The sequence below is a fragment of the Maribacter sp. genome (assembly GCF_039974175.1).
GTDB lineage: Bacteria > Bacteroidota > Bacteroidia > Flavobacteriales > Flavobacteriaceae > Maribacter_C.
In genome coordinates this window covers 44,068-64,988 of record NZ_JBDWJN010000001.1, presented here as the reverse complement: position 1 = coordinate 64,988, position 20,921 = coordinate 44,068, and the positions used below count along the sequence as shown (strand labels likewise).

Here is a 20,921-nt window from a genome sequence, read left to right as displayed (position 1 = left end):
TCTCAAAAATCTGCTAGTAGAAATCAAAAAAAGTTACAAAAAATACTATGCATGCATAGTAAATTCAGAAATTAATACCTATCTTAGCGCGGTCATTTAAAAGATGAAAAACGAACGAATTGAGCTATGGTAAATTTAGGTGTTTGCCTAAAAAGAAACAGCGAACTTCAATTATCCTTTTCGAATAAAATAAACAAGCATTAAATGAAGATATTAGTATGCATAAGTAATGTGCCAGATACCACATCGAAAATAAATTTTACCGACGGTGATACAAAGTTCGACACCAATGGGGTACAATTTGTAATCAATCCGAATGATGAATTCGGTTTAACCAGAGCCATGTGGTTCAAGGAAAAACAAGGTGCAACCGTACACGTTGCCAACGTTGGAGGGCCTTCTACAGAACCTACCATCAGAAAAGCTTTAGCAATCGGTGCTGATGAAGCTATTCGTGTAAATGCAGAACCGACTGACGGATTCTTCGTTGCCCAACAACTGGCTGAAGTTGTAAAAAGCGGAGGGTATGATTTGGTGATAGCGGGTCGTGAATCTATTGATTACAATGGCGGAATGGTACCAGGTATTTTGGCTACCTTACTCGATATGAACTTTGTAAACACTTGTATCAGTCTAGAAGTTGATGGAAACAATGCAACCGCCATGCGAGAAATTGATGGAGGAAAGGAAAAAATTGCAACCGGTTTGCCCCTGGTTATCGGCGGACAAAAAGGTTTGGTTGAGGAAAGTGATCTTAGAATACCTAATATGCGCGGTATTATGATGGCCAGAAAGAAAACTTTAAATGTAATTGAACCAGTTGATGCCGTAAAAGGTACCCAAGACACCAAGTTTGAAAAGCCAGCTGCCAAAGGAGCTGTGAAATTGGTCGATAACGTAGATGATTTAGTTAACCTTCTTCATAACGAAGCAAAAGCAATCTAACAAAGAATTATGTCAGTACTAGTATATACAGAATCGGAAAACGGAAAATTCAAAAAGAACGCTTTTGAAGTTGCTTCCTATGCAAAAGCAGTGGCAGACCAATTAGGTACTTCGGTAACCGCGATTTCATTCAATGCTTCAGAGAATGAAAGCCTTGGAAATTATGGGGTTACCAAGGTTTTGAATGTTTCTAATGATCGATTAAATACCTTCAACGCCAAGGCATTTGCAAATGCCATTAGCGAAGCCGTTGTACAAGAAAGTGCGACCACAATAATCGTAAGTTCAAGTACCGATACTAAATTTCTTGCTCCATTGGTAGCCGGGAAATTAAAAGCTGGTTACGTACCAAATGTAGTGGCGGCACCAGAAAGTACGAGTCCGTTTATGGTTAAGAGAACTGCTTTTAGCAACAAGGGTTTCGCCCACACTGAAATCAGTACGGATATTAAAATTATCGGTGTTTCCAACAACGCCTTTGGAGCACATGAAAATGCGGCCGCTGCGGCCGTAACAGATTATAGCCCTACGCTAAGTGATTCAGATTTTTCTACACAATCAGTGGAAGTTGACAAAGTAGTTGGAAAAGCTACTATTGCCGATGCCGATATCGTTGTTTCTGGAGGAAGGGGTCTTAAAGGTCCTGAAAACTGGGGAATGATAGAAGAATTAGCAGATGTACTAGGTGCAGCTACTGCATGTTCTAAACCCGTTTCAGATTTAGGATGGAGGCCGCATGGAGAGCATGTAGGGCAAACCGGAAAACCAGTAGCCAGCAACTTGTATATCGCTATCGGAATTTCCGGTGCGATACAACATTTGGCTGGCGTTAGCTCTTCGAAAACAAAAGTGGTCATCAATACTGATCCGGAGGCTCCCTTCTTTAAAGCAGCCGATTATGGTATTGTTGGTGATGCTTTCGAAGTTATACCACAGCTTATCGAAAAATTAAAGGAATTTAAAGCACAAAACGCTTAAATTTTGTTAATTTGCCCTTATCAAAGAAGGGCTGTTCAAACTAATTGGTCATCCCTTTTTGTTTGAACAGCCCTTCTTAGTTTGAAACATTTATGAGTTTAGTACGGTTAAAAATAAAAGGAATATCCTATAGCCAAACACAGAATGGGGCTTACGCCCTTATTTTGAATGAAGTCGATGGAGATCGAAAACTTCCCATTGTGATTGGCGCTTTTGAGGCACAGTCTATTGCAATCGCCTTGGAAAAGGAAATCAAGCCCCCACGACCATTAACCCATGATTTGTTCAAAAACTTTTCTGACCGATTTGATATTGTCATTAAACAAGTTATTATTCACAAATTGGTTGATGGGGTTTTTTATTCGAGCATAATTTGCGAGCGTGATAAAATTGAAGAAATAATCGATGCGCGTACAAGTGACGCCATAGCACTAGCTTTACGTTTTAACGCTCCCATTTTCACCTATAAGACCATTTTAGACAAGGCGGGCATTTTCTTGAAGTTCTCGTCTAAGGAGAAGGATAAAGACGAAAGTGATGACAGTATTATGGTCGATGAAATTTTGCAAGAGGGCGAAACGGTCGAAATCGAGCAGGGTGCAACAGATGGCTATACTGAACTAACTATTGATGAACTCAATAAAGAGCTCGATAAAGCCGTGGCAAACGAAGACTACGAAAAAGCAGCTAAACTCAGAGACGAGATCTCCAAAAGAAACTAAACTAACCACCAAGCAAGTATTTTATGAAAACCCGATTATGGATTCTTCTGCTTGCCTTATGCGTTTGTTTTCCGGCTATTGCCCAAGATAGTATTCCCCTTGAGGTAGTACCCCAATTAGAAACTACAGTCATCAATGATGTTGAAGAGATAATTCCGAATGAGGGGTTTTCAATAAGTAGCCTTTGGCGCGGTGTTTTGGGAATGGGAGTGCTTATTCTCATTGCTTTTCTCTTTAGTTCAAATCGAAAAGCTATTAATTGGAAAACCGTTGGAATTGGTCTTGGAATTCAATTGTTAATTGCTATAGGAGTTTTAAAAGTTCCATTTATCCAGGCAATTTTTGAAGGTATAGGAAAAGTATTTGTAAGTATTCTAGATTTTACTAGAGCGGGAAGTCAATTCCTTTTCGAGGGTTTAGTAGCCGACATGAATACCTTCGGATACATCTTTGCTTTTCAGGTGCTTCCTACCATCGTTTTTTTCTCAGCTTTGACCTCGGTACTTTTTTATTTAGGTATTATTCAAAAAGTAGTTAGGGCACTGGCATGGCTTCTTTCGAAAGCCCTTCAGATCTCCGGTGCAGAAAGTCTGAGTATCGCTGGAAATATCTTTCTCGGTCAGACAGAAGCCCCTCTTTTAATAAAACCGTATCTAGAAAAAATGAACAGGTCTGAGATATTACTTGTTATGGTGGGTGGAATGGCTACAGTTGCAGGGGCTGTACTTGCGGCCTACATCGGTTTTCTTGGTGGAGATGACCCGGTATTGCGTTTGCAATTTGCAAAACACTTGTTAGCAGCTTCGGTGATGGCCGCTCCAGGAGCCATTGTAGTTACCAAAATATTATATCCACAAACGGAATCAATAGAAACAGATGTGAAGGTTGCCTCAGAAAAAATTGGAGCAAACTTTCTTGATGCTATCGCAAAAGGAACTACAGAAGGATTAAAATTAGCCGTGAATGTAGGCGCGATGCTGTTGGTATTCGTTGCATTTATCGCCATGTTTAATGGAATTTTTGGTTGGATTGGTGACTTGTCAGGTCTAAATGAGATGATCGCGGCGAACAGTATGTATGACAAGCTTTCCTTAGAGGCCATTTTGGGCACTATTTTTGCCCCCTTGATGTGGCTTATTGGTGTAGCTAACGAAGACGTCATGCTTATGGGGCAGTTACTAGGAATTAAACTAGCGGCGAGTGAATTTGTAGGCTATATTCAATTGGCGGAATTAAAGAACATTACAAGTGCTGCGCATTTTACCTATAACAAATCTGTAATCATGGCCACCTATATGCTCTGCGGGTTTGCAAACTTTGCTTCCATCGGGATTCAAATAGGAGGTATTGGCTCACTCGCACCGGGCCAGCGCAAAACCCTCTCCGAATTTGGTATGAAAGCTGTTTTAGGTGGTTCGCTAGCATCACTACTCTCGGCGACTATAGCCGGAATGATTCTAGGATAAAATAGGGTAGAAATTAGGTGGTTAATAAAATATAATAACTCAAAGCAAATGACCTTTGACCTTTTCCCATTTACCTTTTACCTTTATCCCCTATGAAACAATACCATGACCTTCTTAAACACGTATTAGCCAACGGAAATCAAAAAGGCGACCGTACAGGAACAGGAACCATGAGCGTTTTCGGTCACCAAATGCGTTTTGACCTAAGTGAAGGATTCCCAATGGTGACCACTAAAAAGTTGCATTTGAAATCTATCGTCTATGAACTATTGTGGTTTCTAAAAGGAGATACCAATGTCAAATATCTTCAGGAAAACGGCGTACGTATATGGAATGAATGGGCGGATGAAAATGGAGATTTGGGCCCTGTATACGGACATCAATGGCGCAACTGGAACAATGATGAAATCGACCAGATCAAAGATGTTATACAGGCGTTAAAGAATAACCCCAATAGTAGACGCATTATGGTATCTGCCTGGAACCCAAGCGTATTGCCCGACACTTCAAAATCTTTCGCCGAAAACATCGCAAACGGGAAGGTAGCTTTACCCCCCTGTCATGCTTTTTTCCAATTTTATGTTGCCGATGGCAAACTATCTTGTCAGCTGTATCAACGCAGTGCTGATATCTTTTTGGGTGTTCCTTTTAATATTGCTTCGTACGCTTTGTTTACCATGATGATAGCCCAAGTTTGTGGTTATGAGGCAGGTGAATTCATTCATACTTTCGGTGATGCCCATATCTATAACAATCATATGGAGCAGGTGGAACTCCAATTGAGTCGTGAATGTAGACCGCTACCAAAAATGGTTATCAATCCTGAAGTAAAAGACATCTTTGATTTTAAATTTGAAGATTTTAAGTTGATGAATTATGACCCTCACCCTCATATTAAAGGTGTTGTAGCGGTTTAGCCTATGTTCATGAAATTCATTCTACCCCTGTTATTACTTCTTTTCCAGATTGGATATTCCCAACAGAAAGAAGAATCTATGTATTTTCCTCAAGAACAAGTTATTCATCCAGATTGCAAAAACACAGCTGACCCAAACAGTTGCTTAAGGCAAAACATATCATTAAAACTTGTATCATTACTCAATGAGGCAATTGCACAAAATAAATTCTCGAAAGATACCTTAATAGCCCAAGTGGTTTTTGAAGTTGACAAAAAAGGGAAGCTCTTAGAGGGAAGAGATTTTACCTACATCAACGATTCACTCTTACGAAATGACTATGAAGGCCAACTAAGAGCTATTACCAAAGGTCTTCCACAAATGGAAGTACTATACAAAAAGCCAAAACCCTATGTATCATCACATAAGTTGTTATTTTACTTCTTGGTCGATAAATCAACAACTGCTATTCAGCTTACCCCAATAGAAAAACCAGATACAGCATATACCGGAGGTATCATTGCAGAAGTACCACAATTTCCAGGTTGTAAAAGAGGAGATGATAGCAAAGCCAGAGCATGCTTTCAAAAACTTATGCAAAAGCATATCGCCACAAACTTTAGATACCCTCAAGAAGCGCATGAACGAGAATTGCAAGGTCGCGTCAGTATTATGTTTAAAATAAACGAAGAAGGTAATATTGAAAACATTCGAACCAGAGGTCCACATAAATTGCTCGAAGAAGAGGCTATTCGCATCATTAAATTACTTCCAAAATTTGGTCCTGCATTGTCAAATGGCGAACCTGTTAAGATTCCTTTTGCCATTCCTATTACCTTTAGGTTACAATAAAATTAAGTTAAGATTTATCAGAATTAAAAGCTCAGGAATCAATTTCCGTATCTTAGAGGAAAATTGTTTTTTATGATTCTTACCGATTCCCTCTTGGACTTCTTCCTTGAGACTAGAAAACAGACCGAAGACATTTGCACCCCTTTAGAAATTGAAGATTATGTGGTTCAGCCCGTCGTTGATGTTTCTCCGCCCAAATGGCATTTGGGACATACCACCTGGTTTTTTGAGGAATTTATCCTTAAGCCTTATGCAGAAGACTATCAGATTTTCGATGAAGATTTTTCCTTTGTTTTTAATAGCTACTACGAAACTGTAGGCAAACGCGTGGTGCGATCTGACCGTGGCAATCTTTCTAGGCCTTCCGTTCAGAAGGTATATGACTACCGGTATTATGTGACTTCGGCAATGAAGATTTTGTTCTCAGAAAATCAAAATCAAGAATTACTTGATTTACTTGAAATCGGCATTCACCATGAAAAGCAACATCAAGAACTATTACTTACTGATATCAAATATATTTTAGGAAACAACCCTTTGCTTCCGGCCTATTCTGCAACCATTGAAGAACATCCTATAGAAGAACATGATCAGGAATGGATAGCTCTAGAAGAGGGTATTTACGAAATTGGACATGATTCCAGTGACTTCTGCTATGATAATGAATTGGGAAGGCATAAAGTCTATTTACATCCCTTTGCAATATCGAACAAACTAATTACCAATAACGAATATTTAGATTTCATTTCAGCAGGCGGTTACGCAAAATTCAACCTTTGGCATGCGGAGGGTTGGGATTGGGTTTTGACCCATAAAGTTGTAGCCCCACAATATTGGCATAACATTGACGGAGAATGGTATTATTACTCCTTTGGGGGACTCCAAAAAGTAGATTTAAATGCGCCTGTGACCCACATTTCTTATTTTGAAGCCTTTGCTTTCGCCCAATGGAAAGGCTGCAGACTACCAACGGAGTTTGAGTGGGAAGCAGCCCAAAACTATTTTCCTTGGGGCAAACGCTGGGAATGGACAGAAAGTGCTTATCTGCCCTACCCAAACTACCAAAAAGCGGAAGGTGCCTTGGGTGAATACAATGGCAAATTCATGGTCAATCAAAAGGTACTTCGCGGGGGCTCGGTTGCAACTCCGACCAAACATACACGACCTAGCTATCGCAATTTTTTCCAAACCGATTTACGCTGGCAGTTTACCGGACTAAGATTGGTAAAATAAATTTCATTTCACAACGTATAGTTTCACCCCAAAGAACGACATATTCTTTATGCAAGAACAAACAGAGACCTTATTTGATACACAGTTCGAAGAAGAAGTGCATATTGGACTGACTGATTATCCAAAACACCTCTCTTCCAAGTACTTTTATGATGAAAAGGGAGATAAACTTTTTCAGGATATCATGAACATGCCTGAATATTATCTTACCGATGCTGAATTTGATATCCTTTCAACACATACTGACGAAATAACCCGACTTTTTTCAAAAGATGAAAAACACTTTAATCTTATTGAACTTGGCGCTGGCGATGGTAAGAAAACCAAAATTCTGTTGCAAAACCTGATTGATAACAAAATAGATTTCAACTACCTTCCTATCGATATCAGTCAGCATGTTTTAGACCAATTATCGCGTTCCCTGAAAATTGAAATACCTGAGGTTGTAGTCGAAACCCAACAGGGTACTTATTTTGAAGCCTTAAACGAAATCGCGTCACTAACAAATGACAAAAAGATTATCTTGTTTTTAGGGTCTAACATTGGAAATTTGTTGCATCTACAGGCTATTGAATTTTTATCTCAAGTACAAAAACTCATGGGCGATGACGATTTGTTTTTTGTAGGTTTTGACCAAAAGAAAGATCCACAGACTATATTGGATGCTTATAACGACCAAACAGGAATTACTGCTGCCTTCAACAAAAACATTCTCGCTAGAATCAATTCTGAATTGGGCGGAAACTTTGACTTAGATAAATTTTTACATTGGGAAGTTTATGACCCCGAAACGGGCACTGCCAAAAGTTACTTGGTATCCAAAGAACAACAGTCCGTTACCGTAGCAAAATTGGGTCTCAAAATCAACTTTGCTCCATGGGAAACTATTCATACTGAAATCTCCCAAAAGTATGATCATAGAACAATAGAATGGCTTGCCGAAAAATCAGACCTGCAAATAGTTACACAATTCACCGATTCGAAAAATCAATATAAAAACTACGTTTTTAGAACAGTATAATAAGTATTCACTTCCGAACAGGAATAAACTAAAATAATAGACTTATGAAAGCAATTTGGAATAACACAGTGATAGCGGAAAGTGATGATACCGTCATCGTAGAAAACAACCATTATTTTCCTGCAGATAGCATTAAAAAAGAATTTTTCAAGGGTTCAGAAACGCATTCAACTTGCCCATGGAAGGGTCAAGCACACTACTACACGCTGGTAGTCGACGGTCAAGAAAACGCCGATGCAGCTTGGTACTACCCTGAAGTAAGTGAATTGGCCAAAGGTATTAAAGGTAGGGTAGCCTTTTGGAAAGGGGTAAAAGTAGAGAAGTAAAAATAATCTTCTATGCGAGAAGCCCGCAGCGCGTTTAATTTAACTCCCCTTTCAAAAGCGACGAAGCAATGCCGAAAAACAAAAAAGCCGGAATGCAAACTGCATACCGGCTTTTTGTTTTTCAGTTACTGACTACAATTCTAAGACTGCATTCTCAGAACCTGCATAATCGTTCCATTGGTAACGATCTGCTTCAGTTTCATTTACGTAATTGCCATCAATAATATACTTAAACTCGTAAGCATTTTCTTTTGGCAAATCAAAAGTGCCTTTGAAAGTACCGTTTTTCAATTTTTTCAAAGAGCTAGCCTTGTTTGCTTTCCAGTTATTGAAATCACCAACTACTGCTACTTTTTTTGCTTCTTCTGCTGGTACCGTAAAAGTTACTTTACAAACCGGCTTTGTTTTTAAATACTGTTTTGCTATTGCCATAATATTAAATTTTAAACCTAAATTCCTTTAAATTAACTGCAAATCTAAAGCATTAAACTGCTCATTTACAATGACTAAAGTCACTTTTATCAATTTCGTAATATTTAGGTAACAATTAACACCTCCTCCATAAAAAAGGAAGGCTTAAATTCTTAAGTAAGTAAATGCTATCCTCTTGCTTTTAAGATTCCTACAATAGCATCAAGATCTCTTTCGGTGTTGTAAAAATGAAAACCCAACCGAATACCGTCGCCCCTTTGGGCACAAACCACGTCGTTTTCGGTTAAATGTTGGAATAAGGTGTCGTCACCTTTGATATTGAAAATAGTGCTGTGATGCTTTCTAAAGACTACAGCATCTTGTAAAAGTCCGAGTTCGGTAAATTCTCTTTTTGCTTTCTGGGATAATTTTTCGTTTTGAGTCTCAATTTTATCCTTTCCAATACCCTCAAGAAAATACAAAGAAAATCTTAGACTGCCAAAATTGAGACATGCTAGATGCCCCGGTTCAAATCGCTTGGCAAAGCGAATGTTTCCTTTGTTTTCTATAACGCCATTGGCAGCATTAAAGCCTATCGTTCGTATGTCGCATCGTTCCTTAACTGAATCCTTGAAAAGCATAAATCCACTACCATAGCCTGCTAACAACCATTTGTAGGCACTCGCCCCGATTAGATCAATGGCGGAGTTTTCAAAACTGAAATTCGTGCTGCCTAAAAACTGCGTGCCGTCTGCTACGATGAACAAGTTCGGGTGATCATGTTTTAAATTCTTTAAAAAATCGAGGTCTATTTTAATCCCATTTTGCCATTGTACAACACTTAGGGCAAGAATTGAAATATTTTCCCTTTCAACCGCTTCTCGAATGTTGGTTTCCAAATGCTGGTCGATTTTTGCATATGATATTGGAAAACCTCTACTAGCAAACGGCCAATTAACCGAAGGGTAGTCATTTTCCAATAAAAGTACTTTTTGACTTTTATCTAACCCATCTAAAAGCATATTCAAGGCAGTAGAAAAATTATTTACCAACGCTACGTTCGGTCGTTTAGCATCAAAAAACTTTCCTACAGCCGTTCTCGTGTCGGATAGGATCTCAAGGGTTCTATTTCTCATACCACTCCCCTTCAACAAAAAATCGAGATCATGTTCTTGGCGCCACTCTAATAAATCATCGTAAAAGGGCCCAAAAACAGGCGTATTTGCATAAATATATTGTCGAAGAATGGGGAATTGGTTTCGAATATTTTCCATAAAGAGGATAAAAGTGTTTTGTGGTATCTTTAGTACGTAAAGTTAGCCAATAGAATGCTCTCCAAAAATAAAAATCAGGCTGTTATAGATCTTGAGCAGCACGAACTACTCGAAACGGCGCAAAGGCGCGTCAAACAAAAGAAGAGGCTTTTTGCCCATTTAGTTATTTTTTTAATAGGAAGCGTATTTCTTGTGCTGATTAACAAAGTACTTAAGTTCGGTGCTACCTATGATTGGTTTATTTGGGCCATCACATTTTGGGCTTTTTTGTTCATACTTCATGCTTTCAACATATTGATAACCCAAAGATTTATGGGCAAGGCCTGGGAACGTTCACAACGTGAAAAATTAGTTGCAAAGCAAAGAGCAAGAATTGCGGAAATGCAAAAAGAAATCGATACCGATTTTCCATTATCCCGAATCAATAAAAAGGAGTAAGTTTACTTTAAATCCAGACCATGGCTTTACCAGCAAATCAAATTGGTCTGTTTTTTGTACTAATACAAACCAAAACACTTGAAATACTGTGAATACCATTATTCTGATCGCTGCGGCTTCAAAAAACAATGCGTTGGGCAAAGACAACGATTTGTTGTGGCACTTACCCGATGATTTTAAACGTTTTAAAAAACTGACCACGGGCCATAAAATCATTATGGGTCGTAAAACTTTTGAAAGCTTTCCAAAACCACTACCTGAGCGTACTCATATTGTCATTACAAGAGACAAGAACTATACTGTTGAATTTGACGAATGTATCGTGGTTCATTCTATTGAAGCTGCTTTGAAGCTGGTTGAAAATGACGCAGTCTCCTATATCATTGGCGGAGGCGAAATCTACAGGCAAGGTGAAAAATTTGCAAACAAAATTGAACTCACTCGAGTGCATAAGGCGTTTGAAGCAGATACTTTTTTTCCTGAAATTGATTTAAACGATTGGGAACTTATTGATGAAGAATATCACCCAAGGGATGAGAAACACAAATATGATTTTACCTATTTGACCTATGTTCGCAGACGCCCTTAAAAGTCGAGAAATGCCGTTTCGATATTTGACTGTTCTCTATTTAAAAAACTTCTTAAAATAGCAATATCAGCATTGGTATAAAACTGATGCCTACCTATTTCTTTAGCGGTGTTTCGCAGCCCGTTTTTTTCTAGTATGGCTTTGGTTTGGCGTGCAACCGCCTCGCCTGAATCAACGATTCTGATCTTTTCTGGAAGTATTTCCTTTAAGACCGGAATCAGGTATGGATAATGGGTACATCCTAAAACCAAATAGTCAATGCCCTCTGCTAACATGGGTTCAAGATACTTTATAAGCAGTTCTTTGGTTTTAGCTGACTTCACCATTCCTTGTTCGATTAAAGGAACCAAACCCGTTCCTTCTTGTTCCAAAATCTGAATTCCATTGGCATGGTTTTCTGAAGTACTGTGAAAAAGGCTACTTGATAAGGTACCTTTGGTAGCTAAAACACCTATTTTTTTTGATTGCGATTGCAATGCAGCCGGTTTAATGGCAGGTTCTATTCCGATGAAGGGCACTTTATAATACTTCCGAAGATGGGCAATTGCATTTGTGGTAGCCGTATTACAAGCTACCACAATCAACTTACATCCTTTTGATAGTAAGAGTTCTGTATTCTTGATACTTAATTGTAGAATTCGCTCTTCGGGTTTTTCTCCGTAAGGCGCATACCTACTATCGGCCAAGTAAACGGTGTTCTCATGGGGCATAAGGGTTTTAATTTCCTTCCAGATGGAAGTTCCTCCAACACCCGAGTCAAAAATACCAATAGGACTATCGTTCATGCAATCTTACTTATTCAAGTACCTTAACGATGGGTTCGCCAGTAGTACCATTTGGAAATGCAATGCCAAGAAGGGCAGCAATCGTAGGCGCAATATCGGGAATTTCTGTTCGCATCACGGTGCTTCCCTTTTGAATGCCTTTTCCATAAAACAATAAAGGTACATGCGTATCGTAAATTTGTGGTGAACCATGCGTAGAACCTGTTCTTGGATAACTGATAACTCCTGGTTTAAGCACGACTAAAACATCACCTGAACGTTTCTGATTGTATCCATTCTGCAGAATATAAGGTATGCCCTTGGTGTAATTGTTTTGCATCATCTGATGCCCTGTGTAAACTCGATCAATTCCCTCGTAATTCAACAACTCATCAGCAATTATTTCTTGTGCCTTGGCTATTTCAATATCTAAGTTTTTAACCACTTTATGATCTAAGAAAAACTGGTAGTTCGAGAAGCTTTTAACCACATTAGCCGTACCAAATTTGTACTGCAAAAAAGCATTAAACTTGGGCGCAATTGAATCATAAGCAAAGTAATCAGCCGGAATTTTCTGATCACTTAGATATGCTGGTACATCAATGGCACCATGATCAGCGGTAAGAAATACAGTATACTCGTCTTTTCCCACTTTTTTATCTAAGGTAGTAAGCAATTTTTCGAGATCAGCATCTAGTTGAATATATGTATCCTGCACTTCCTTAGAATTCACCCCATACTTATGCCCTATATAATCTGTACTTGAATAACTAATAGCTAAAAAATCGGTCACTGCATCACTTCCTAAATCCTCACCAACTATCGCAGCAAGTGCAAACTCTGTAGTCAAACTATTACCATATGGGGTATATTTTATGATCTCGAAATCTTTTTTCTTGTTTAAAAGATTGGGTGTACTATGCGGAAAGGTTGGTGAAGTTTCTGTCTCAAACAGCCCCTCATACCTATTGTTATCACTGCCGCTTTCCATATAGGTATTGATAGGCTTAGTTGTATTCCAGGGTTTTTTGTACTTTTCAACAGCATCAGAGGTATTGAAATCATTTACCCACTTCGGAAGCTCTTTCATATAATAGGTACTTGTGATCCAATTGCCTTCATCCGCTCCTTGAAACCAATAGGCGGCGTTTGCTGTATGCCCACCAGGCAGCACTGCTCCCCTGTCTTTTAACGCAATTGCAATCGTCTTTCCGCGCATTTGTGTATGTAACCGCAACTCATCGGTAATCGTCGTTACGTTCATTCTATGTGGAGACATTTTTCCGGCATCGGTAGCGGTTCCTACAGATTCGTAACTATCGTCTGAAGCACAGTAAACACTGAGCCCGGTTTCCTTGTCATACCAATCATTGCCGATCACACCATGAGTTGCAGGCGCAGCACCCGTATAAACAGAAGTATGCCCTGGGCCAGTGCTTGTAGGCGCATAGTTGAAGTGATTGTTCTTACAATTATACCCTTCATTCACCAAACGCTTAAAACCGCCTTCATCATAATGATTCCAGAATCGGGTCAGATAATCGTATCGCATCTGATCAACAACAATACCTACTACTAATTTAGGAGAAGTCTTCAGATTGGTGCCAGATTCATCTTTTGACTTTTTTTGTGCAGCGCTATCAAATACTCCAAAAACCATTAAAATCAGTACGACGACCAGTCGTAAATTTCTCTTACGCATAATGCTGTTTATTGAAAGCGTAAAAGTAAATAAAATACCCTTTTAAAATCTAAATCACAGTTAAGAGAATGTTTTATTCTTATTTTTACATCAAGATGTCTAAATTCATTTGATGAAGTATTTAGCTGATATTGGTGGCTATGCGATAATGGTAATCGATTTGTTCAAAAAGCCAACCAAATGGAGAATTATGAAGAATTTGATTCTGAAAGAGATCGATGAGCTCATCTTCGGTTCTCTGGGTATAATCGTCTTTATTTCCTTTTTTATTGGTGCAGTAGTTTCCATACAAACTGCAATGAATCTTACCAACGAATTAATACCAAAGAACTTGATTGGCTTCGCTACACGTCAATCCATTATTTTGGAGTTCGCACCTACCTTTTGTTCTGTAATTATGGCTGGAAAAGTTGGCTCTTTTATCACCTCCAGCATTGGCACGATGCGTGTTACCGAACAAATAGATGCACTTGATGTTATGGGTGTTAACGCTTTGAACTATCTGGTATTTCCAAAAATCGTGGCCATGATGCTATATCCGTTCATCATAGCGGTCTCTATGTATGTGGGTATTTTTGGAGGCTGGTTTGCAGGGGTGTTTGGCGGCTTTATTACCAGTGCAGATTTTGTTGAAGGCGTAACTATGGATTTTATTCCATTTCATGTTACCTATTCCTTTATTAAAACCTTTGTATTTGCCTTTCTTTTGGCCACCATTCCTTCCTTTCACGGCTTCTATATGAAAGGTGGGGCCTTAGAGGTGGGAAAAGCAAGCACAACCTCGTTTGTATGGACGAGCGTGGTTATCATTATTTCGAACTATGTTCTAACACAACTATTACTAGCTTAATGATTGAAGTAGATAACTTGCACAAATCTTTTGATGATGCCCATGTTTTAAAGGGTATCACCACCACTTTTGATACCGGAAAGACGAACCTTATCATAGGACAAAGTGGCTCGGGAAAGACGGTGTTTCTCAAATGTTTATTGGGCCTATTCAAACCTACGGAGGGAAGTATTTGTTACGACGGACAAAAGTACTCGGAACTTTCAGTACAAGAACAGATGGCCCTTAAGCAAGATATGGGCATGGTCTTTCAGGGAAGTGCACTCTTCGATGGTATGACTGTGGCCGGCAATGTAATGTTCCCTCTTGAAATGTTTACCAAATTAGCCAAATCTGAAATGGAAGATCGGGCAGACATTGTTTTAAAAAGGGTTAACCTTGTTGACGCGCATCACAAATATCCTTCTGAAATTTCGGGAGGTATGCAGAAAAGGGTTGCTATCGCAAGAGCTATTGTCATGAACCCTCAGTACTTGTTCTGTGACGAACCCAATTCAGGATTAGATCCTAGAACAGCCATTGTCATTGATAACCTTATCAAAGAAATCACCGAGGAATACAATATTACCACGGTCATCAATACCCATGACATGAACTCTGTGATGGAAATCGGCGAAAAAATTATTTTCCTTAAAGACGGACTCAAAGAATGGGAAGGCACTAAACATGAAATCTTTAAAACCGAGAATGAAGCGGTTACCAACTTTGTGTATTCTTCTGAACTCTTTAAGAAAGTGCGGCAAATGTATATTGAGGAACGGAATTAATCTTGAACTATCTCTTTCAACTGAATCGTACTATCTTTCAGTCGTAGTTTTAGCCAACTATGTAGTTTTTTGGTGTCGTTAACAATTTGCGCACGTCTCGCATTTCGCTTCCATTTTGCCTGAAAAATGGTCAACGTATCTACCTTACTGAAATCAGTGCGAATAGCATTGTCATACTCTAATTCAATTAAGTTCTCATAATTGGCTTTTGCTTCAGCACTAATTTCTTGAAACGGAATTTGCTTCGATACCGACTTTTTTATCTTGTTTAACTCAGATTCGAGCAAGCGAATTTTTTCGTCTTTCCCCAACAGTTCGCTTTTCTGTGATTGGTATAATTCATCAACATATTTTAGTTGATTCACCTGATCATTTTGAGAACCTTGTATAATCTTTAGGTCACACTTTTCTAAATTCGCAAATTCTTGCATTCCGGCTTCCCAAGTTGCCACAACACCATCAGGCACGCGCTCATTCCCCATGAATACCAATTCGATCGACGGAGCACTACCGTTGGCATATTCCACGTCGGTTAAATTGTCTAAGAAACGACCGTCTTTGGTGAACTTATACGATTCTACATGTTGTTGAATGAATGTTTTAGCATCGCTCTTAAATCGAAATTCTTTGTAAACGCCCCAAAAGATATATCCTGCCGGTATCATAACTGCTAATGCTGTGAGTGAAACTAGGCGTGCAATTAGTCTTCGTCTTTGAGAATTTGCATAGCGTACCATCGGAAAGCGGAGTATTTTCAACACCAGAAAAGTTGCAAGTCCGATAAAGATTGTATTTATTCCAAATAGCAACATTGCCCCACCAGCGTAGTTCCAGTTGCCAATGGCCAGCCCGAAACCTACGGTACACAAAGGAGGCATTAAGGCCGTTGCAATGGCAACCCCGAAGATGACAGTTGCAATGGTGCCTTTTTTTGCCCTAGCAATTACCAATGCCAGCCCTCCGAAAAATGCAATCAAAACATCACGAATATCTGGTTTGGTTCTCGCTAAAAGTTCAGAAGACTCCTCTTGCAAGGGAAAAATATAAAAAAATAGGAATGCTGTCAGAACACTTAAAACAACCATTACCGCCAAATTCTTGAGCGATCTTCGCAGGGTATCAATATCATTAATTGCCAATGACATGCCCATGCCTAAAATCGGTCCCATTAGCGGAGAAATAAGCATCGCACCGATCACAACCGCGGTAGAGTTTGCGTTTAGCCCAACAGAAGCTATAAAAATAGAACAGATTAAAATCCAAGAAGTGTGCCCTTTGAACGGAATATCAGCGATTATGGCCTCTTTGGTTGCTTCTTGATCGGTATTCTTACGAATATCCAATAGTTCTGAAAGGAACTTTTTAGTACTCCCCAATAGGCCTTGAAAGTCTTTTTTTATCTCTTCCTTACTTTCAATCGGCTCATCTAAGTGATTTTGGTCTTCTTGGTCTAGGTTTTCGCTCATACTTAAGCATATTGATCCCCGAACTTTTCTTTTACGCTATTCAGGACTTGTTTGATATCTTGTTCTTTCGTTTTCGGATAAATTAGAAGTACTTCTTCTTTATCTACAATAATATAGTCATTTAATCCATCAACGACCACAACCTTGCCTTTTGGAGCACGTATCATGTTTCCGGAAGCATCTTGAGCCAAAACTTGCGCCCCCACTACAGCATTGTCGTCAATGCCTCCATTCATTTTGTCATATAGCGACCCCCAAGTGCCTAAGTCGTTCCAATCAAACGTGGCGGGAAGCACGAAAATGGACTTCGAGTTTTCTAGAATGGCATAATCAATAGAAATATTCTCGGCCTTCGGATAATGTTCTTTTATAAAGGCAGCTTCATCATTTGTATTGTAACATGACATTCCCGAATCGAACAAATCGTACTGTTCTTTTTGAAAATTTTTAAAAGCATTGACAATGGTTTTTACACTCCACATAAAAATGCCTGCATTCCACAGAAAATTGCCTTGTGCGAGAAATTCTTTCGCCGTTTCATAGTCTGGTTTTTCGCGGAACTGATGTACCTTTTTGAGTCTTGGGCCACCGTCTTTTTCAAACTCTATGTATCCAAAACCAGTATTGGGGAAAGAGGGTTTTATTCCCAAAGTACAAAGCACTTCTTCATTTGAGCATTTCTCAAAACATGTGGTCACATCAGTAGCAAAGGCTTCTTCATCTTCAATCCAATGATCACTGGGAGCAACGATCATCACCCCGTCGGGATTCATCTTCTGAATCTTCATTGCAGCGTATAGTATACAAGGCGCTGTATTGCGCATTGCTGGTTCTAAAACCACCTGTTCTTGTTTGACCAAAGGCAGTTGTTCTAAAACCAATTCGTTGTAGCGCTCGTTGGTCAAAATTAATATATTCTCGGTCGGTACAAATTTGTTCAAACGTTTAAAGGTCTTTTGAATCAGGGTATCACCTGTACCTAACATGTCGTGAAACTGCTTGGGGTAACTCGATGTGCTTATCGGCCAAAAACGTGATCCTACTCCACCGGCCATTAAAACTGCGTAATAATTTTTATTCATACGTTCGTTGTTACGAGTACGAAGATATCTGTTGCTCCGTATCTCAAATTTTCACCTTGTCTTTATTTTCTAATCTGTTTTTAGCATTTTATCAATTCAACCTCCGCATTGGGTTGAAACAAATACATTTTACCCGTGGCCACTTCAAAACACTCATAGCGTTTCACGCGTCGCTTTCCTTTTTTATACAATTTGCCATTGTACAAGCGAAAAATACTTCCCAAAGGTAATTCAAAAACGTAGGATTTATCGCTATGTTGTGTATCGAAACTTTTCAGGGCAACCGACAACTGGGCATCGGTACTGCTACTCGCCTTGGGATTTCTAAAGTGTTTTGCCAAAAGTGGTAAAAGTTTGGAAGGAAATACTTCTGGCCGTATGAACGGTAACATTAAACGCTGAAAGGTATGCTTCCATTCCAATCCGTGTGGTTTGATACGTCTACCGTATTTTTCAAAGGCAACGAGATGCGCAATCTCATGGACCAGGGTAATGAGAAACCGATATTTGTTCAAATTGGCATTTACAGTTATCTGATGCTTCCCATCTGGCATTCTACGATAGTCTCCATGTCGCGTAACCCTTTCGTTTACAATTTTTAAATGTACACCACTGTTTTGAATCAATTCTAAACAAGCAGAAACGGCACGATCTGGCAAATATTTTTTTAGGATGTCATCCATTCATCACAAAAATAGGCCAAGTTTAGCGATTTGCAGAAATCATGGGTAAAAGATCATCCATTGTGTAGAAGATTTTAGTGGCTTGATTTTGAAAGTTTTCCTTTAAATCATCGGCAGAGAAACCGAAAACATCAAACCCTCCTGCTTTTCCTGCTTTTACCCCTATTGACGTATCTTCGATAACAAGGCATTCTTCAGAATCAAAACCCATGGTAGCGGCAGCATGTAAGAAAATAGCTGGGTCGGGTTTCCACTTATTGATGTCGTAACAGCTAAAGATATTTTCTTTAAAATAGGATAATAGCCCTGTAGTCTTCAAGTTTAATCTTATTTTTTCTTGAGGACCACTAGAGGCAACACAAAAAGGAATATCCAATGCTTTTAGAACCGATTCGACTCCGCTTACAGCCTTTAAATCACTCTTAAATACGGCAAAGGAGCGTTTACGATATTGGTTCTCAAAATCATCTGGCAGCGCATTTCCAACAATCGATTCTATTTGTTGAATACAGTCTTTTAAAAACCCACCTTTGAAATTTTGAATAGCAAAATTTAAATCAATGTTTGCTCCGTGCTCATTAGCCATATCTACCATGACTTGGTTGCTTAGCACTTCACTATCAACTAAGACACCATCACAATCAAAGATGATACATTTGTAAGGCTTCATTTAAGGGGTAGAACTTGATACCTGTAACAACTTTCCATTGTACATTTTATTACCAGTAAGGGCAAAACCCTTAATATACGCTGCCATTTCTAAAGCAGTGATCGGAGCCTGATAACCAGGGAAAGCTTCCTCTAGCATTTCGGTCTGTACCGCCCCTAAGGCCAGCACATTGAAAGAAGGTCCCGTTTCCTTATACTCTTCGGCCCAAAGTTCGGTCAAGGTAATTACGGCTGCTTTGCTAGAGCTGTATGCTGAAAGACCAGGAAATTTCACACTCCCTTGTACGCCTCCCATTGAGCTTATAGTTACTACATGCCCCCCTTTTTGCATTTTAGGCAAAACGGCTTGGGTGATACGGGCTACACCGAATACATTTACTTTGTACACCGCTTCAAATTCAGAAACGCTGGTTTCCAAAAAGGGCTTATTCAAGAGTTTCCCTGCATTATTGATAAGCACATCAACGGTTTCCCATCCCGCTAGAAACTCATTTAGTTTTTCCAAATCAGATTCCGTTGAAAGATCAAATGGAAAAGAGGAGATATTCGTGTGATGTAGATCTGAAATGGGTTTGCTGTTCCGAGACAAGGCCAAAACTTGATGACCGTCATCTGCAAAAAGCTTTGCAAGTTCAAAACCTATACCGCGGCTGGAGCCCGTAATGATGATATTTGCCATCTAATTGTATTTGATTTCTTGCTCTGGGGAATTTAAAATGCCCTCCATTACCGGTATCAATACATTCACCACATTAGCCATATGCCCAAAATCCATTGCGGCAGCTTCATCGCCAACTTGGTGGTAGTGGTCAAAGTTTGTAAAATCAAAGGTGCTGTAGGTATGCGAGGGTACATTATATATTTCGTGAAATGGGGCGTTATCAGAGCGATTGAATAAATTGAATTCTTTTGCTTTTGGTAGAAATCCTGCAATATTCTGTGCCGTATAGCTATTGCTAACATCGGCTAGATTCGACAAATTGTATCCCGTCAAATACATCAAATAGTCTTTATCCTGCAGTGGAACACCTACCATTTCAAAATTGAGCATGGCATAAAGATTGAGTCCAGAGGCTTTCAGTTTTTGTGCCAAGTGCTTAGACCCTAAAAGCCCCTGCTCTTCTGCGCTAAACAAAGCAAAAATAATACTGCGCTTATTTACTTTAGCATTTCCGAAGTAACGTGCTAGTTCTAACACGGTGGTAGTACCAGATGCGTTGTCGTTTGCACCATTGGCAATAGCATCACCATCTTTTGCTTCGATACGCCCAATATGGTCATAGTGTGCACCTAGAATAACGAATTCCTTTTTTAATTCAGGATCGTTTCCTTCTAACATTCCGACCATATTATATGCCGGTTTTTTAAAGTTTGAGAGGGTATCCCTGAAATTTTCAAAATACGGTTTGATAGCGTTTGCATTGAATATCTCTTCGATAAAATCCGCCGCTTTGGCAATCCCATCGCTGCCCGAATCTCTGCCTTCTAACTCATCTGAAGCTAAGAAATTCATAATCTTACCAATGCCCTCACTATTTGAGAATTGAGGTACAGGGGCAATTGCTTTTGTCTCCGCCGTTTTTGCTGATTCAACAACAGTTCCCTTAACGCCTTCTGGTGCTGGCTGTACGTCCGCAGCCGCGGTCTCTTTCATCTTTGTAGATCCACAACCTACCATGATAAGTACAATCAACAAATAACCAAGTCTTTTCATTTTGTGTTTTGTTTAGATTTTAAAGATAAAAAAAGCATCCGCTATTTGACGGATGCTTTTTAGATTTATCAAC

At 39.3% G+C, this 20,921-nt stretch carries 23 protein-coding genes; 13 read left to right on the top strand and 10 right to left on the bottom strand.

Going from position 1 to position 20,921, the window contains the following annotated elements; all coding sequences use genetic code 11:
* The first annotated feature begins 204 nt into the window (after window positions 1-204).
* From ABJN95_RS00300 to ABJN95_RS00260, 9 genes are all read left to right on the top strand, one after another.
* Window positions 205-945, top strand: a complete 741-nt coding sequence (locus ABJN95_RS00300) for an electron transfer flavoprotein subunit beta/FixA family protein (protein WP_348367982.1) — start codon at window positions 205-207, stop codon at window positions 943-945.
* Window positions 946-954: 9 nt separating this feature from the next.
* A complete protein-coding gene (locus ABJN95_RS00295; RefSeq protein ID WP_348367981.1) occupies window positions 955-1,923 on the top strand; it encodes an electron transfer flavoprotein subunit alpha/FixB family protein in 969 nt (322 codons plus the stop codon).
* A gap of 92 nt (window positions 1,924-2,015) precedes the next feature.
* A complete protein-coding gene (locus ABJN95_RS00290) occupies window positions 2,016-2,645 on the top strand; it encodes a bifunctional nuclease family protein (RefSeq protein WP_348367980.1) in 630 nt (209 codons plus the stop codon).
* Between the two features lie 23 nt (window positions 2,646-2,668).
* Window positions 2,669-4,111, top strand: a complete 1,443-nt coding sequence (locus ABJN95_RS00285) for a nucleoside transporter C-terminal domain-containing protein (RefSeq protein ID WP_348367979.1) — start codon at window positions 2,669-2,671, stop codon at window positions 4,109-4,111.
* 92 nt (window positions 4,112-4,203) lie between these two features.
* Window positions 4,204-5,028, top strand: coding sequence for a thymidylate synthase (locus ABJN95_RS00280; RefSeq protein WP_348367978.1), 825 nt, complete (start codon window positions 4,204-4,206; stop codon window positions 5,026-5,028).
* Window positions 5,029-5,037: 9 nt separating this feature from the next.
* Window positions 5,038-5,859 (top strand): energy transducer TonB, encoded by an 822-nt coding sequence (locus tag ABJN95_RS00275; RefSeq protein ID WP_348367977.1) that lies wholly within the window; start codon window positions 5,038-5,040, stop codon window positions 5,857-5,859.
* A gap of 72 nt (window positions 5,860-5,931) precedes the next feature.
* Window positions 5,932-7,092 (top strand): ergothioneine biosynthesis protein EgtB, encoded by a 1,161-nt coding sequence (gene egtB / locus ABJN95_RS00270; RefSeq protein WP_348367976.1) that lies wholly within the window; start codon window positions 5,932-5,934, stop codon window positions 7,090-7,092.
* A gap of 49 nt (window positions 7,093-7,141) precedes the next feature.
* Window positions 7,142-8,113 carry an L-histidine N(alpha)-methyltransferase gene (locus ABJN95_RS00265; RefSeq protein ID WP_348367975.1) on the top strand — a complete coding sequence of 324 codons (972 nt, stop codon included), beginning with the start codon at window positions 7,142-7,144 and terminating at the stop codon, window positions 8,111-8,113.
* A 44-nt stretch (window positions 8,114-8,157) separates the two neighbouring features.
* The gene (locus tag ABJN95_RS00260) at window positions 8,158-8,439 is read left to right on the top strand and encodes a DUF427 domain-containing protein (RefSeq protein ID WP_348367974.1); all 282 of its coding nucleotides are present in this window, start codon (window positions 8,158-8,160) and stop codon (window positions 8,437-8,439) included.
* A 132-nt stretch (window positions 8,440-8,571) separates the two neighbouring features.
* On the opposite strand, the gene ABJN95_RS00255 is transcribed toward ABJN95_RS00260, so the two are convergent.
* A complete protein-coding gene (locus ABJN95_RS00255; protein WP_348367973.1) occupies window positions 8,572-8,871 on the bottom strand; it encodes an isoamylase early set domain-containing protein in 300 nt (99 codons plus the stop codon).
* Window positions 8,872-9,038: 167 nt separating this feature from the next.
* Complete coding sequence (locus tag ABJN95_RS00250; RefSeq protein ID WP_348367972.1) at window positions 9,039-10,124, bottom strand: aminotransferase class V-fold PLP-dependent enzyme; 1,086 nt, start codon at window positions 10,122-10,124, stop codon at window positions 9,039-9,041.
* 54 nt (window positions 10,125-10,178) lie between these two features.
* On the opposite strand from ABJN95_RS00250, the gene ABJN95_RS00245 reads away from it, so the two are divergent.
* Window positions 10,179-10,562: a 2TM domain-containing protein gene (locus tag ABJN95_RS00245; RefSeq protein ID WP_348367971.1), complete on the top strand. Its 384-nt coding sequence runs from the start codon at window positions 10,179-10,181 to the stop codon at window positions 10,560-10,562.
* Between the two features lie 88 nt (window positions 10,563-10,650).
* The gene (locus ABJN95_RS00240; RefSeq protein ID WP_348367970.1) at window positions 10,651-11,151 is read left to right on the top strand and encodes a dihydrofolate reductase; all 501 of its coding nucleotides are present in this window, start codon (window positions 10,651-10,653) and stop codon (window positions 11,149-11,151) included.
* Here ABJN95_RS00240 and murI read toward each other — a convergent pair.
* Both murI and pafA read right to left on the bottom strand, forming a co-directional pair.
* Entirely contained in the window at window positions 11,148-11,936 is a 789-nt protein-coding gene (murI, locus tag ABJN95_RS00235; RefSeq protein ID WP_348367969.1) for a glutamate racemase, read from the bottom strand. The genes ABJN95_RS00240 and murI overlap by 4 nt on opposite strands.
* A gap of 10 nt (window positions 11,937-11,946) precedes the next feature.
* Window positions 11,947-13,617, bottom strand: coding sequence for an alkaline phosphatase PafA (gene pafA, locus ABJN95_RS00230; protein WP_348367968.1), 1,671 nt, complete (start codon window positions 13,615-13,617; stop codon window positions 11,947-11,949).
* Between the two features lie 112 nt (window positions 13,618-13,729).
* Here pafA and ABJN95_RS00225 point away from each other — a divergent pair, with 112 nt between their 5' ends.
* A complete protein-coding gene (locus ABJN95_RS00225) occupies window positions 13,730-14,467 on the top strand; it encodes an ABC transporter permease (protein ID WP_348367967.1) in 738 nt (245 codons plus the stop codon).
* Window positions 14,467-15,234: an ATP-binding cassette domain-containing protein gene (locus ABJN95_RS00220; RefSeq protein ID WP_348367966.1), complete on the top strand. Its 768-nt coding sequence runs from the start codon at window positions 14,467-14,469 to the stop codon at window positions 15,232-15,234. The genes ABJN95_RS00225 and ABJN95_RS00220 overlap by 1 nt, the downstream gene beginning before the upstream one ends.
* On the opposite strand, the gene ABJN95_RS00215 is transcribed toward ABJN95_RS00220, so the two are convergent.
* The 6 genes from ABJN95_RS00215 to ABJN95_RS00190 form a co-directional block, all read right to left on the bottom strand.
* Window positions 15,231-16,700, bottom strand: coding sequence for a DUF389 domain-containing protein (locus tag ABJN95_RS00215; RefSeq protein WP_348367965.1), 1,470 nt, complete (start codon window positions 16,698-16,700; stop codon window positions 15,231-15,233). The two genes, ABJN95_RS00220 and ABJN95_RS00215, sit on opposite strands and share 4 nt — an antisense overlap.
* 2 nt (window positions 16,701-16,702) lie before the next feature.
* Window positions 16,703-17,782, bottom strand: a complete 1,080-nt coding sequence (locus tag ABJN95_RS00210) for a mannose-1-phosphate guanylyltransferase (RefSeq protein ID WP_348367964.1) — start codon at window positions 17,780-17,782, stop codon at window positions 16,703-16,705.
* Between the two features lie 80 nt (window positions 17,783-17,862).
* Window positions 17,863-18,465, bottom strand: a complete 603-nt coding sequence (locus ABJN95_RS00205; protein WP_348367963.1) for a SprT-like domain-containing protein — start codon at window positions 18,463-18,465, stop codon at window positions 17,863-17,865.
* Between the two features lie 22 nt (window positions 18,466-18,487).
* Window positions 18,488-19,135: an HAD family hydrolase gene (locus ABJN95_RS00200; protein ID WP_348367962.1), complete on the bottom strand. Its 648-nt coding sequence runs from the start codon at window positions 19,133-19,135 to the stop codon at window positions 18,488-18,490.
* Window positions 19,136-19,813: an SDR family oxidoreductase gene (locus ABJN95_RS00195; protein ID WP_348367961.1), complete on the bottom strand. Its 678-nt coding sequence runs from the start codon at window positions 19,811-19,813 to the stop codon at window positions 19,136-19,138.
* Window positions 19,814-20,848 carry a M20/M25/M40 family metallo-hydrolase gene (locus ABJN95_RS00190; protein ID WP_348367960.1) on the bottom strand — a complete coding sequence of 345 codons (1,035 nt, stop codon included), beginning with the start codon at window positions 20,846-20,848 and terminating at the stop codon, window positions 19,814-19,816.
* Window positions 20,849-20,921: the final 73 nt, after the last annotated feature.